Annotated in this window: 12 protein-coding genes; 6 read left to right on the top strand and 6 right to left on the bottom strand. The window is 63.3% G+C overall.

The window, feature by feature from the left end; translation table 11 throughout:
• Positions 1-50 precede the first annotated feature (50 nt).
• The 3 genes from DFO48_RS14230 to DFO48_RS14220 are packed head-to-tail and all read left to right on the top strand — an operon-like array spanning position 51 to position 2,046.
• Complete coding sequence (locus DFO48_RS14230) at positions 51-641, top strand: phosphatase PAP2 family protein (RefSeq protein ID WP_003072465.1); 591 nt, start codon at positions 51-53, stop codon at positions 639-641.
• A gap of 47 nt (positions 642-688) precedes the next feature.
• A complete protein-coding gene (locus tag DFO48_RS14225; protein ID WP_114863782.1) occupies positions 689-1,444 on the top strand; it encodes a phosphatase PAP2 family protein in 756 nt (251 codons plus the stop codon).
• A 26-nt stretch (positions 1,445-1,470) separates the two neighbouring features.
• Positions 1,471-2,046, top strand: a complete 576-nt coding sequence (locus DFO48_RS14220; RefSeq protein ID WP_114863781.1) for a phosphatase PAP2 family protein — start codon at positions 1,471-1,473, stop codon at positions 2,044-2,046.
• Between the two features lie 157 nt (positions 2,047-2,203).
• Here DFO48_RS14220 and pyk read toward each other — a convergent pair whose 3' ends face one another.
• From pyk to DFO48_RS14190, 6 genes are all read right to left on the bottom strand, one after another.
• Positions 2,204-3,640, bottom strand: coding sequence for a pyruvate kinase (gene pyk, locus DFO48_RS14215; RefSeq protein WP_114863780.1), 1,437 nt, complete (start codon positions 3,638-3,640; stop codon positions 2,204-2,206).
• A gap of 310 nt (positions 3,641-3,950) precedes the next feature.
• Positions 3,951-4,730 (bottom strand): CPBP family intramembrane metalloprotease, encoded by a 780-nt coding sequence (locus tag DFO48_RS14210; protein WP_114863779.1) that lies wholly within the window; start codon positions 4,728-4,730, stop codon positions 3,951-3,953.
• A 22-nt stretch (positions 4,731-4,752) separates the two neighbouring features.
• Positions 4,753-6,162, bottom strand: a complete 1,410-nt coding sequence (locus DFO48_RS14205) for an aminopeptidase P N-terminal domain-containing protein (protein WP_114863778.1) — start codon at positions 6,160-6,162, stop codon at positions 4,753-4,755.
• 27 nt (positions 6,163-6,189) lie between these two features.
• On the bottom strand, positions 6,190-7,020 hold the full coding sequence (locus DFO48_RS14200) for a sulfite exporter TauE/SafE family protein (protein ID WP_114863777.1): 831 nt from the start codon (positions 7,018-7,020) through the stop codon (positions 6,190-6,192).
• Positions 7,021-7,192: 172 nt separating this feature from the next.
• Entirely contained in the window at positions 7,193-8,221 is a 1,029-nt protein-coding gene (locus tag DFO48_RS14195; RefSeq protein ID WP_114863776.1) for a hypothetical protein, read from the bottom strand.
• Positions 8,222-8,224: 3 nt separating this feature from the next.
• The gene (locus DFO48_RS14190) at positions 8,225-8,992 is read right to left on the bottom strand and encodes a nucleotidyltransferase family protein (RefSeq protein ID WP_042438111.1); all 768 of its coding nucleotides are present in this window, start codon (positions 8,990-8,992) and stop codon (positions 8,225-8,227) included.
• Between the two features lie 154 nt (positions 8,993-9,146).
• Here DFO48_RS14190 and tkt point away from each other — a divergent pair, with 154 nt between their 5' ends.
• The 3 genes from tkt (at position 9,147) to DFO48_RS14175 (ending at position 14,049) form a co-directional block, all read left to right on the top strand.
• Positions 9,147-11,195 carry a transketolase gene (tkt, locus tag DFO48_RS14185; protein ID WP_114863775.1) on the top strand — a complete coding sequence of 683 codons (2,049 nt, stop codon included), beginning with the start codon at positions 9,147-9,149 and terminating at the stop codon, positions 11,193-11,195.
• Between the two features lie 142 nt (positions 11,196-11,337).
• The gene (gene gap, locus DFO48_RS14180; RefSeq protein WP_003060372.1) at positions 11,338-12,336 is read left to right on the top strand and encodes a type I glyceraldehyde-3-phosphate dehydrogenase; all 999 of its coding nucleotides are present in this window, start codon (positions 11,338-11,340) and stop codon (positions 12,334-12,336) included.
• A 210-nt stretch (positions 12,337-12,546) separates the two neighbouring features.
• The gene (locus tag DFO48_RS14175) at positions 12,547-14,049 is read left to right on the top strand and encodes a rhomboid family intramembrane serine protease (RefSeq protein WP_114863774.1); all 1,503 of its coding nucleotides are present in this window, start codon (positions 12,547-12,549) and stop codon (positions 14,047-14,049) included.
• Positions 14,050-14,062: the final 13 nt, after the last annotated feature.

Below are 14,062 nucleotides of genomic sequence, written 5' to 3'. Positions count from 1 at the left end.
CGCTTTAACATCTGCCACCCTCCATTGCCGCAATCTGCCGCAGCGCCTTCATGTTCTTCTTCGATCCATTTCTGTTTGCGCTGTTCAATGCCGATGCCCAGACGCACTGGTTCAGCATCCAGCTGGCACGTGCACTCTCGGCCTGGTTGCCCAATCTCAGCGGCATTCTTGTCCTCATCGCCCTGGTGTTTGGCTCACCGGCAACACGCCGCACCATGTTGATGCTGCTGCTGTCCATGGCCACGGCCTGGCTGATCGCCAGACTCATACGCTGGGGCTTCCCGGCCCCGCGCCCGTTCCAGCTCAATCTGGGCACGCTATGGATTCAGCATGGCGGACGTGCCGGCTTTCCCAGCCTGCATGCCAGCGGAGCCTTTGCCCTGGCCATGGCCCTCAGCCTGGGCGCAACCCGCCACCGCAAGCCGCTGGTCTGGCTGGCCTGGATAGCCGCCATCGGCATTGCCTGGAGCCGCGTCCATCTGGGGGTGCACTTTGCCTCCGATCTGATGGCCGGCGCGCTGGTAGGCATCAGCGGCGCTCTCATCGTCTGGCATATCGCCTTCCAGCTGCGCCGCCGCCGTCACCTGCGCGTCGTGCCGCATCTCAAGCGCCTGCGCGGCGCATGGGCGGCCCAGGGCTGAGCGTGCTCTTAAGCGCTTGTTAAGCAGCGCTTTCTATCGTGGCGGGCATGAAGTCGTCCGCCCCCTCGATCCCTTACCCACCTCTTCGCGCCGCCTCCTCTCCAGCCCTTCTGGGCTGGACTGTCATCGCCCTGGCCTGTGTACTGGCCTGGGACATGAGCGGCCTGGACATGCCCATGGCGCACTGGTTTGGCAGCAGCCAGGGCTTTGCCCTGCAAAATGACTGGTTCATGGTCAACATTGCCCATGAAGGTGCACGCAAACTGGCCTGGGGCGTCGTGCTGGGGCTGAGCCTGATGATCTGGTGGCCCATCGGCTGGATGCGAAAAGTGCCTTACCCACGCCGGATACAACTGGTGGTGGGTGCACTGGTCTCGCTCATCATCATGGCGCTGATGAAACGCATCAGCGTGACCAGCTGCCCCTGGGACCTCGCCGACTTCGGCGGTGTAGGCCACTATGTCTCGCACTGGGCCTGGGGTGTCACGGATGGCGGCGGCGGCCACTGCTTTCCGGCCGGTCATGCCTCGGCAGGCTTTGCCTTCATCAGCGGCTACTTTGCTCTGCGTCACGATCTGCCGCGTGCAGCACGCCTGTGGCTGGCCGCAGCTATGGCCGCAGGTTTTGCCCTGGGCCTGGCGCAACAGATGCGCGGCGCCCACTTCATGAGCCACACCCTGTGGACCGCCTGGCTTTGCTGGACGGCCAGCTGGTTTTGCGATCTGCTGGCCACCCGCCGCCTGACACGCCAGGCACAGGCGGATGCAGCCCTGCCTCCCGACGAGCTGCTGGCCTCGGACTGAACGCTGCGCACACGCAAAGGTCATTCATGCTGCTCTTCGATGCCCCCGTATTTCACTTTCTGAATGCCACCACCCAGAGCCCGCTGTGGTGGATTCAGGCCTCGCGCTTTGCCTCCAACTGGTTGCCCGGCCTGTGCGCCCTGCCCGTGATTGCTGCCATGCTGGCGCTTGGCAAGGGCTGGCGGCGCAGCCTGCAACTGGCCTTGCTGTCCATGGCCTGCGCCTGGCTGGCCTGCCGTCTGATTCGCTGGGGCCTGCCCATGCCCAGACCTGCGCAACTGGGCATGGGCATGCAGTGGATAGCACATGGTGCCAGCGCCAGCTTTCCCAGCATGCATGCCGCTGGCGCCTTTGCCCTGGCGCAGGGCATCAATCTGGGCGTGGGCAGACACCAGCGCTGGCTGGTCGTTGTCGCATGGCTTCTCGCCACCAGCGTGGCACTGAGCCGCGTGGTGCTCGGTGTGCATTTCCCTTCGGACGTTCTGGCCGGCATGCTGGTCGGCTCCGTCAGCGCGGTAGTCGTCTGGCGCAGCGCATTGCAGCTCAAACAAGCGCAGCGCCGCAAACAACTCAAACACCGCCTGCAACCCCAGATCATCTGAAGCACGCTGCAAAAACAAAAGCTGCCAGCGCTTTATTCATAAGCACTGGCAGCTTTTTTGATGAGGCATGCTTCAAGTCAGAGGCATCGAGCAAGAGCCGCCTCGCAGCGAAGATGCCGTCCCCCTCGGGGGGAAGCGGCATAGCCGCTCAGGGGGCTCACTCCACCCTGCAGATCTTGAGCATATTGGTACCGCCGGGCTGGCCCATGGGCTCGCCGCAGGTGATGGCGTAGACATCGCCGGACTGCACAATACCGCGGGCCAGCAAATGGCCCTTGGCCTGGTCCAGCGCCATGTCGCGCTCGGCGCTGGTGTCCATCAGCAGAGGACGCACGTTGCGGTACAGCGCCATCTTGCGCTGCGTGGCCAGCTTGGGCGTCAGAGCGTAGATGGGGATGTGGATGCGATGACGGCTCATCCACAGCGCAGTCGAGCCGGAGTCCGTCAGCGCCACGATGGCCTTGGCACCCAGATGATGCGCAGTGAACAGCGCGCCGATGGCGATGGCCTGGTCGGTACGCTTGAACTGGCTGTTGCTGAAGTCGGCATCCTTGACGCGGTCTTCGGCCGCTTCCGCTGCGGCGCAGATGGCGGCCATTTCACGCACGGTTTCCAGCGGGTACTTGCCGGCAGCGGTTTCGGCGCTCAGCATCACGGCATCGGTGCCGTCCAGCACGGCATTGGCCACGTCGCTCACTTCGGCACGGGTGGGCACGGGGTTGGTGATCATGGACTCCATCATCTGGGTCGCGGTGATCACCACCTTGTCCATGTCGCGCGCCATGCGGATCATCTTCTTTTGCAGCGCGGGCACGGCGGCATTGCCCACTTCCACGGCCAGATCGCCACGGGCAACCATGATGCCGTCGGAGACCTTGAGAATCTCTTCCAGGCGCGGAATGGCCTCGGCGCGCTCGATCTTGGCGATCAGGCCGGGCTTGTGACCGTACTGGGCAGCGGCCACATTGCACAGCTGGCGTGCCATTTCCATGTCGGTGGCGTTCTTGGGGAAGCTCACGGCCACGTAGTCGGCCTGGAAGGACATCGCAGTCTTGATGTCTTCCATGTCCTTGGCGGTCAGTGCGGGAGCCGTCAGGCCGCCGCCTTGCTTGTTGATGCCCTTGTTGTTGGACAGCTCGCCACCCAGCTTGACGATGGTGTGCACCTCTTCGCCGCGCACCGCATCCACGGTCAGCACGATCAGGCCGTCGTTGAGCAGCAGCACATCGCCGGCCTTCACGTCACGGGGCAGCTCCTTGTAATCAAGGCCCACGCCATTGATGTCGCCGGGTTCGGTGCGCGATGCGTCGAGCACAAAGCGCTCGCCGGGCTCGAGCATGACCTTGCCCTCGGCAAACTTGCCGACACGGATCTTGGGACCCTGCAGGTCGGCCATGATGGCCACTTCGCGGCCCGCACGCTGGGCGGCTTCACGCACCATGGTGGCACGGTCGATATGGTCCTGCGCCTTGCCATGGCTAAAGTTCAGGCGCACGACGTTCACGCCTTCGCGCACCATTTGTTCAAGCAGTTGGGGATCGCTGGAAGCGGGGCCCAGTGTGGCGACGATCTTGGTAGCACGACTCACTTGCATGAAATGTCTCTCTCGCGATGGAATGTAATCGGGTTTCAATTCTGGCACGAATGCGGTTACATGACTGCATCTTGCACAGCGATGCGACACCAGACAAGCGAGCTGCAGAACAGAAAAAACAGTAGCTTCTTGCGCCCACCCATCTTAAATATCAGCATAAATAATGCTTGAAATGTCTATATTTCAAGCGCTTGCAGCTACTTATTCAGAAGCATAAGAGGGAAACTAGCGCGGGAGTCGACAAGCCTTGTGCAGCGCATCAATGAGCGCGTCGAAACAGTTTTGCCCGGCAGGTTCAAATGTGCAGGCCTCAGATCAGCCCGTGCGAGAGCAGATAGGTCACCACATGCGTGAGCATGGCGGCCTCGAGTCCGTAGCGCCAGAACACGATGCCCGCCAGCAGCCCATAGACGCTTTCACACATCAGCAGCTGCAGCACGACAGGCACCGACAGCTCGCCGGCCACGCTCCAGCCCAGAAACACCGGAATGCAGCCGGACAGCAAGGCAGCCAATGCAATCGCCGCCCAGCCCAGCCGCCAATCCGGGCGCTGCCGGGGGCTGCCGAAGACCTTCCACACCATCCACATCACGCCCGTGAGCATGCCCAGCCTCAGCAGCAGCTCTTCCGTGATCGCGCCGTAGAGCAGCTTGGGCCATAGCGGCAGGCCATAGACCGGGTCCACAAAAGACATGCTTTCGGGCCAGACCACGGCCAACGTCACCAGCCAGGCCGCGCCGATCACCCCGCCCGCCACGCCGGGCAGGCTCAGCACGCGCACGCCGCGCCAGGGCATGCGTCCCTCGGCCACGGCATGAATCAATGGTGCGCTCAAGCCCAGCCTCGGGCCCAGCCGGACCCCGAGACCCACGCTCAGCGCCAGCAGGACACTCAACCCCGCCGTCGCGGCCCAGCCAACCACAATGTCGGAGCTGCCACTCGCCAGAACGGCCAGCCAGGCCGGCGGCGTCGTCCAGGCCAGCGCCACCACGCCTGGCAGACCCAGCAACCAAAGCAGCATGCCCATGCGCGCGGCAGACTGTGGCCGGGCTGCTGCGCCATGGGACAGGTGGTTGAAGGTCTGCGGCATGCTGAACTCTGGCGCCCGTCGCTCAATCACGCATCAGAGCTTCGATCTCGTCGGGCTTGACGGGCACTCCGCGGGTGATGAGCTCGCAGCCGGTCTCGGTGACGATGGCATCGTCCTCAATGCGGATACCGATGTTGTGGAACTGCTCGGGCACGCCGGGTGCAGGTCGCACATAGATGCCCGGCTCTATCGTCGTGACCATGCCGGGGCGCAGGATGCGGCTGGGGCGATTGGCAATGGTTTCACCCGAGATCGGGTCCTTGCGCTCGCTGACCACGCCCAGCTCGCTGGGCTCCACATAGCTGCCGCAGTCATGCACATCCATGCCCAGCCAGTGGCCGGTGCGGTGCATGTAGAACTGGAAGTAGGCACGCGACTCGATCACATCCTCGGCCGTGCCGTACTTGGTACGGTCCAGCAGTCCCAGGTCCAGCATGCCCTGGGCCAGCACGGCCACGGTGGCCTCATGCGGGTCGTTGAAACGCTTGCCGGCCCTGGTGACGGCAATCGCCGCTTCCTGGCTGGCCAGCACCAGCTCGTACAGCGCGCGCTGCGCCCCGCTGAACTTGCCATCGGCCGGGAAGGTGCGCGTGATGTCGCTGGCATAACCATCCAGCTCACAGCCTGCGTCGATGAGCACCAGCTCGCCCGCGCGCACCGGCGCCTTGTCGGCCTGATAGTGCAGCACGCAGGCATTGGCGCCGGCAGCCACGATGGAGCCATAGGCCACGTACTGCGAGCCATGCTGGCGGAACTCGTGCAGCAGCTCGGCGTCCAGATGGTATTCGCGCACCTCCTCGCCATTGCGGATCATGCGGGCCGAGCGCTGCATGGCACGCACATGGGCCTGGGCACTGATCTGCGCGGCGCGGCGCATGATGTCCTGCTCATGCTCATCCTTGAGCAGACGCATCTCGTCCAGCAGCGCACAGGCGTCACCCTGCTGTGTGGGACAGAGCACGCCAAAGCGCGAGCGGGCGCGCACCTGGCCCAGCCAGCCTTCGACCTGTTCGGCCAGGCCCTTGTGGGTGGCGAAGGGAAACCAGACGCGCTCGCGGTTTTCCAGCAGGCGCGGCAGGCGGGAATTGATTTCATCGCTGGAGAACGCCTGAGCCATGCCCAGCCTGGTCCTGGCTGCCTCGGGGCCCAGGCGATAGCCGGTCCAGACCTCGCGCTCCAGATCCTTGGGCTGACAGAACAGCACGCTTTTGCCGTCGCTGGTCAGTACCAGGCAGGCATTGGGCTCGGAAAAGCCCGTGAGGTAGTAGAAGTAGCTGTCGTGGCGATACAGGTACTCGGTATCGCGGTTGCGATGCAACTCGGGAGCCGTGGGGATGATGGCGACACCGCCGTCGCCCAACTGGGCGGCCAAGCGTGCGCGGCGTTGGGCATATACAGAAGTCATGGGCATATCGTAATGCTGGCCGGGCATCTGTACATCAGCTTACATCTGCGGATGTCAGCTATTGCGCTCCTGCCCCTGTGTCGATCTGACTCCGGTGGTCAGCAGCGCCGTCGCGTCACCGGGCACCAGGGCCTCGGGCTGACTCGCGCGCCAGCCCGACCAGAGCAGGCTTGCCCCAGACAGGATCAGCAGGCCACAGACCAGCCATTCCACAAGCCTTTTGGGCCAGGCGGGCGGATGTCTGGCACTCCACCAGGTCACGCCCGTGACGACAGGAAAGGCCAGTGCCGTCCAGCCCATGACGGCCCAGTTCAGCTGACCCTCCACAGCCACCATGGCAGCGCGCAGCAAGGAACAGGAAACAAACATGGCAAACAGGCAGTGGCGCACCAGCATGCGATCCAGCGGCTGACGATAGAGGTGATAGACCATGGGCGGGCCGGGCGTGGCAAACAAACCACCGAGCAGCCCCGACGACACACCGGCCACCCACATGGAGACAGGGCCGGATGGCTGGTCCAACGCCTTCTTCTGCATCAGCAGCAACATGGCGCACAGCACGATCACCAGGCCCAGCAGCATGCGCAGACCGTTGAGCGTATTGCCGCTGAGCCAGTGCAGCAGCAGCACCCCGCCGACCACACCCAGCACGCTGCTGATGAGCATGGGTTTGAGCATGGCCCAGTCCGGCTCGAAGCGGTAGGCGCGCATATAGCTGACGCCGTTGATGATGGACAGCAGACAGGCCACATTGGCCGCATCGGCAATATTCATCAGGCCCGTGGCGCCTGCGACGCCCACAAAGATCAGCCCGAACGCGAAGCCCGTGAGGTTCTGGCAGAACGCGGCCAGCCCCACCAGAGCCATGAAGAAAACGATTTGCATGCACTCACCCGATGACGGCCACAAGAGGAACTGTGGATTTGCATCCGGTTGCGCCAGTCAGAAAATTAAAAAGCATAGCAGATGCTTGCCATGGCAAGCATTCGTGCAATCCACAGAGAGGCGCCTTAACTCATAGCTTCGTGCGCATTGCCGGCATGAGTTCCAAGGCAGTTTATGGAGCAAGTATTTTGATCTGCTGCGCCGACCACTCGACCAGCTCGCCGCACTGTGCATGCCAGCCTTGGGGCGCGAAATCCGGCCAGTGGCAAAGCAGCTCGCGGGTTGGCACATCCCAGAGCCAGCACTGCCCCTCGCCCACCACCAGCAAGCGACCGTTCACGCAGTGCAGATACCGGGCGCGCGGCAAGCCAGGCATTGGCCAGAGCTGGCCCGCATGGCCTTCCTCGGGCACAGGCGCATGGATATCGAAGATCACCACGCCCGGCGCATGCAGACAGTCGCCAAAACCATCGTCATCCCAGTTGCCGACGTTCCAGATCGCGACGCGCGAGTCATCCAGCCACACGCAGGGCTGGTCCCAGCCCTCGCCCTGCGCCAGCCGCTTGCGCGAGGGGCCGTCATCGGACTCCCAGCGGTTGCCATCCAGCCAGGCGGGCAGCGACCACACGGCGGGAATGCCCACGGGCGCCCAGACCCAGCCGTCGTCCAGCAACCATTGCTGCGCAGGGTTCGGCAGAAGACGACCATGAAAATAGTCCAGATAGTGTGGCTGCTCGAACGCCAGCCCGTCGCGCTCGGTCAGGTTCTCGCCCGTCGCGCAATCCATGGCATCGAGCCGGTTCCACTGCGTGCGGTGAATCAGCACATCGCGGCCCCGATGCTGGATAAAGGCGATGGAAAAAGGCACGGTTTTGGGATGGTAGTCGCCTCCAAAAAGCTGCACGATGCGCTCACCCGTACGCAAGTTCACCAACACACCAAACGTGCCGCCATCATCGGCAATCACCGCATAGTTGCCACTGAGCGCGCAATGTACTTTGAAGCCATGCGGCCAGTGCGGCGTAGGCGGTGTCGGCTCTGGTAAATCCAGCTGCGCCAGTTGCTGGCACTGGCCGCTCGGCAGCTTCAACGCATGCAAGCCGCCGTCCCGGGTCAGCAGCAGCAACTGGCCCCAGCCAGCCTGCGCAGTGCAGGCGTGGACGATGTGCGGGCCTTGCCAGTCGATGCTGCGTGCTCTCATGCCTCAGCCCTGATTCAGCTCAGCCAGTCGCTCGGGCGTGCCCACATCGACCCAGCGACCGGTGTAGAGCGAGGCACCCACCCGGCCTGCCTGCATGGCGCGGCGCAGCAGCGGTGCCAGCGGTGCGCGCAGGCCTTCGGGGTTTCCGGGCTGCACATCGAACCACGGTGATGCAAACAGCTCGGCTTTCAAGAGCGCAATCGTGCTGTAGGTATAGCGTGGTCGCTCATCGTCGGCAGGCAGATCCAGCGCCTTGCCGTCCTCGCTGAGACCGAAGTCGCCGCGCGGATTGTGTGCAGGATTGGGCACCAGCCACAGGTGGGCCAGTTCATCGCTTTGCGCAAACGCTTGGGAAGCCTTCGCCGCAAAGCTGAAATCCGGCGCATAGACATCGCCTGCGGCCAGCCAGAAAACCCGGTCCAGCTGCGGCAGGGCGCGACTGATGCCGCCAGCGGTTTCAAAGGCTTTCTCGGGCTCCGCCGAATAGGCAAGCAATAGCTTCGCGCTCGCGCCCGCATCGGGCTGCGGCACAAATTCATCGCCGAAATACGCGGGAATCTGCGCCCCCAGCCAGCCCGTGTTGATAACGGCTCGCGGCACGCCGGCAGCAAGCAGCGCCTGCATGTGCAACTGCAGCAGCGGCACGCCCTGCACCTTGAGCAGCGGCTTGGGCGTGACATCGGTCAGCGGCCTCATGCGCTCGCCCCGGCCTGCGGCCAGTAGCATTGCAGGGGGTTGCACCAGGAGGGAAGCAGCGTTTTCTACAGTCATTGCAATCAGCTTTTCAACACGGTTTGAGGTGCGCAAGACACCTGTTTCTGGGGTTGCACTGTAGAGCATTGACCCGCATGCCGCCTGCGAAAATTGGGCCTCCATTAAAATGATGGGCTTAGCAGAATTACCCCCTCCTTTTCGGAGCGCCCTGATGGCCAACACTCAAAATATGGCGAATGCAATCCGTGCACTCGCAATGGATGCCGTTCAACAAGCCAATTCCGGCCACCCCGGTGCCCCCATGGGCATGGCCGACATGGCCGTAGCACTGTGGAGCCGCCACCTCCAGCACAACCCCGTGAACCCTCACTGGGCCAACCGCGACCGCTTCATTCTGTCGAACGGTCACGGCTCCATGCTGATCTATGCGCTGCTGCACCTGAGCGGCTACGACCTGCCCATCGAAGAGCTGAAGAACTTCCGTCAGCTGCACAGCAAGACTGCCGGCCACCCCGAAGTGGGCATCACCCCCGGCGTGGAAACCACCACCGGCCCTCTGGGCCAGGGCATCACCAATGCCGTGGGCTTTGCACTGGCTGAAAAGCTGCTGGCTGCCGAGTTCAACAAGGACAAGCACGAGATCGTCGACCACCACACCTATGTGTTCCTGGGCGATGGCTGCCTGATGGAAGGCATCTCGCATGAAGCCGCCGCCCTGGCCGGCGCCTGGAAGCTGAACAAGCTGATCGCCCTGTACGACGACAACGGCATCTCCATCGACGGCAAGGTGACCCCCTGGTTCATCGACAACACACCCGAGCGCTTCGAAGCCTACGGCTGGAACGTGATCCGCGCCGTGGACGGCCACAATGTGGACGCCCTGGACAAGGCCATCGCCGCTGCCAAGAAGAGCGCCGACAAGCCCACGCTGATCTGCTGCAAGACCCATATCGGCAAGGGCTCTCCCAACCGTCAGGACACGGCCAAGGCCCACGGCGAACCTCTGGGTGCCGAAGAAATTGCACTGACCCGCGCTGCTCTGGGCTGGACTTACGGCCCCTTCGAGATCCCTGCCGACGTCTACACCGACTGGAACGCCAAGGATCTGGGCACCAAGGCCGAAGCCGCCTGGAACGAAAAGTTCGCCGCCTATACGGCCGCCTTCCCCGAGCAAGCCGCCGAGTTCACGCGCCGCATGGCTGGCGATCTGCCCGCCAACTTCGGTGAAATCGCCGCCAAGATCGCCTCTGACGCCCATGACGCCGGCGCCACCGTGGCCAGCCGCAAGGCCAGCCAGCTGGCCCTGGAAGGCCTGACAGCCGCTCTGCCCGAGCTGCTGGGCGGCTCTGCCGACCTGACCGGCTCCAACCTGACCAACACCAAGTCCACTCCCGCTTTCCGCGTGGACGACAAAGGTGCCGTGGTCAAGACCGAAGAAGGCCAGATCGGCCGCCACATCAACTACGGTGTGCGCGAGTTCGGCATGGCTGCCATCATGAACGGTGTGGCGCTGCACGGCGGCTTCATTCCCTACGGCGGCACCTTCCTGACCTTCTCCGACTACAGCCGCAACGCCATCCGCATGGCGGCTCTGATGAAGCAGCGCGTGATCCACGTCTTCACGCACGACTCCATCGGCCTGGGCGAAGACGGCCCCACCCACCAGTCCATCGAGCACGCAGCCTCTCTGCGCCTGATCCCCGGTCTGGACGTGTGGCGCCCCGCCGACACCACGGAAACCGCCGTGGCCTGGACTGTGGCCCTGAGCCAGAAGAACAAGCCCACAGCCATGCTGCTGAGCCGCCAGAACCTGGCTTACTCGCCCAAGAGCGAAGACGCGCTGGACGACATCGCCTGCGGCGCCTACGTGCTCTCCGAGCCCAAGGATGTGGGCCTGAAGGGCAAGAAGGCCCAGGCCGTGATCATCGCCACCGGCTCCGAAGTGCAGCTGGCTCTGGCTGCCCAGAAGCAGCTGGCCGAACGCAAGATCGCCGTGCGCGTGGTCTCCATGCCCAGCACCACGACCTTCGACAAGCAGGATGTGAAATACAAGAAGGCCGTTCTGCCCGCCGGCCTGCCCCGCATCGCTGTGGAAATGGGCGTGACCGACTTCTGGTGGAAGTACGGCTGCGCCGCCGTGGTCGGCATCGACACCTACGGCGAATCCGCCCCCGCAGGCGTGCTGTTCAAGCACTTCGGCTTCACTGCCGAGAATGTGGCCGACACCGTGCAGGTCGCCCTGCAGAACGCTGGCAAGTAAGCGCAAAAGGGGCCTCGTGCCCCTTTTTTCCGGCTGAAGTTTGCTCACCCGCAGTCCTCAGCCATCCGGACCAGGCCCCAGGGTGCCGAGTCCGGGCACAATCCGCTCCGGTTTTTCATTACTCACTATCTACGAGGCAACTATGACGATCAAGGTTGGTATCAACGGCTTCGGCCGCATTGGCCGCAACGTGCTGCGTTCCGCAGTGCAAAACTTCTCTGACATCGAAATCGTCGGCATCAACGACCTGCTGGAGCCTGACTATCTGGCTTACATGCTGAAGTACGACAGCGTGCACGGTCGTTTCGACGGTGAAGTTTCTGTCGAAGGCAACACCCTGGTCGTCAACGGCAAGAAGATCCGCCTGACCCAAGAGCGCGATCCCGCCAACCTGAAGTGGAACGAAGTCGGCGCCGACATCGTGATCGAGTCCACCGGCCTGTTCCTGACCAAGGAAACCGCCCAGAAGCACATCGACGCCGGTGCCAAGAAGGTCATCCTGTCCGCTCCTTCCAAGGACGACACCCCCATGTTCGTGTTCGGCGTGAACCACGGCACCTACAAGGGCGAAGCCATCATCTCCAACGCTTCGTGCACCACCAACTGCCTGGCTCCCGTGGCCAAGGTGCTCAACGACAAGTGGGGCATCAAGCGCGGCCTGATGACCACCGTGCACGCAGCGACTGCCACGCAAAAGACCGTGGACGGCCCTTCCAACAAGGACTGGCGCGGCGGCCGCGGCATTCTGGAAAACATCATCCCCTCCAGCACTGGCGCTGCCAAGGCCGTGGGCGTTGTGATCCCCGAGCTGAACAAGAAGCTGACCGGCATGTCCTTCCGCGTGCCCACTTCCGACGTGTCCGTGGTTGACCTGACCGTGGAGCTGAACAGCGAAGCCACCTACGAAGAAATCTGCGCCGAAATGAAGGCCCAGTCCCAAGGCGCTCTGAAGGGCGTGCTGGGTTACACCGAAGACAAGGTCGTCGCCACCGACTTCCGCGGCGAGACCTGCACCTCCGTGTTCGACGCCGAAGCCGGTATCGCCCTGGACAAGACCTTTGTGAAGGTCGTGTCCTGGTATGACAACGAGTGGGGCTATTCCAACAAGTGCCTGGAAATGGTGCGCGTGGTGGCCAAGTAATCCTCAAGGATTACTTGCCAGAAAAGGCTCAATCGCTTACCAGATAAGCGATGACAGCTATCAAAAAGCCAGCATGGGACGCCATGCTGGCTTTTTTTCGTCCCGCAAGACCGGAGCCGGCCGGAGCATGTCTCGGATACATTTGTAACACGCAGCTGCCACCGGCTCCCAAGAGCGTAAAGCGCTGCCACTTCCTCGGACAAGGCCGCCATGTTTATTGCGATTCCTCTTGAGAACAAGCCTTCCTGGCGCTCGCCGCCCTGGATGACGGTGCTGCTCATCATCATCAACTGCGTGATCTTCTGGGGCTGGCAGGCACCCGAGGAAGATGCCGTGGAAAAAGCGGCCCGGCAATATGCCCAGACCGCTTTGCCAACGCTGGAGCTGCCACCGTTCCTGACCTATCTGGAGGAGCAATCCGCCCAGGGCAGCAAGCGCTTCGACCAGAAAACGCTGCAGGCCGTGCGAAAGCTCTATCAGCAAAAGGCCTATGCTCAGCTCTATGCGCTGCTGTGGCAGGAAAAGAAATTCCGCCAGCGCCTGCTGGACGGCCAGATCATCACTGCCAGCCACCCGCGCCATGCGCAGTGGCAGGCTGCACGTGCCGCCTTTGCGCCCCACGAGCCGCGCGGCAGCTTTACCGAGCGCTGGTCCATGAGCTATGAGAGCGGCGCCGGCTGGCAGCCCCTGCAGGCCTTCACCTCCATCTTTCTGCATGGCAGCACCAGTCATCTGCTGGGCAATATGGTGTTTCTGTTCCTGTTCGGCTTCACCCTGGAGCTGGCTTTGGGGGCCTTCACCTATCTGGCCTTCTACGTGATCGGCGGCATCGGCGCCTCGCTGTTCGCGCTGATGTTCTATGCCGGCATGGGCGGTTACGGCCTGGGGGCATCGGGTGCGATTTCGGCCCTTATGGCCATGTATGCGGTGATGTACCGCATGCGGCGCATCCGCTTCTTCTACATGCTGCTGTTCTACTTCAACTACGCAAGCTGGCCGGCCCTGATCATGCTGCCGGTCTGGATGGGCGTGGAGCTGCTGCAGCATCTGCTGGGTGGCAAGCAGGTGGCCTATATGGCCCACTTTGGCGGCCTGCTGACGGGCGCCCTGCTGATGTGGGGCTATATGCGTCTGCAGACCGTCGCGGCGCCGGTCAACGAAGAAGAGCAGGCACTGGCCGCCGCCCGGCCGCTGGCCGAGGCCGTGGCCCGTGCCCAGCGCCATACCGATGCGCTGGCATTTGACCGCGCTGCTCCGGCCTGGCGCGAAGCGGCACGTCTGGCTCCCTCGGACCTGACCATTCTGCGGGCCTGGTTTGAAAGCTCTCGCCATCAGCCCGCCAGCGAGGACTTTCATGCTGCGGCGCGACGCATCTTCAAGCTGCCGGCCACCACGGACGCCGAACGCCAGCTGCAACTGGCCAGCTATCGCAGCTATCAGCAGCGCGCCCAGCCCGGCATGCGCATGAGCGCGGACACCATGCATGGCCTGGTGCGCAGTTTCGTGCGTTTGGGGGCCCTGCCGGAGGCTGAAAAGCTATGCCGCTCCCTGCACAAGCTGGCAGACCACCCCCAATGGCCGGCAAGCTTGCTGCTGCTGGTCAACGGCATGGCCCAGGCCGGACGCATTCAGGATGCCAAAGTCTGGCTGCCCGTGCTGCAGCAATCGGCACCCGAGGAAGCTCTCACACGCTGGCTGGCACAGCAGCGCTAGCCAACGCCCTGTC

It is taken from the genome of Comamonas sp. AG1104, from assembly GCF_003350425.1.
Taxonomy (GTDB): domain Bacteria; phylum Pseudomonadota; class Gammaproteobacteria; order Burkholderiales; family Burkholderiaceae_C; genus Comamonas; species Comamonas testosteroni.
The sequence above is the reverse complement of the archived record's forward strand: the minus strand, read 5'-3'. Positions and strand labels throughout refer to the sequence as shown.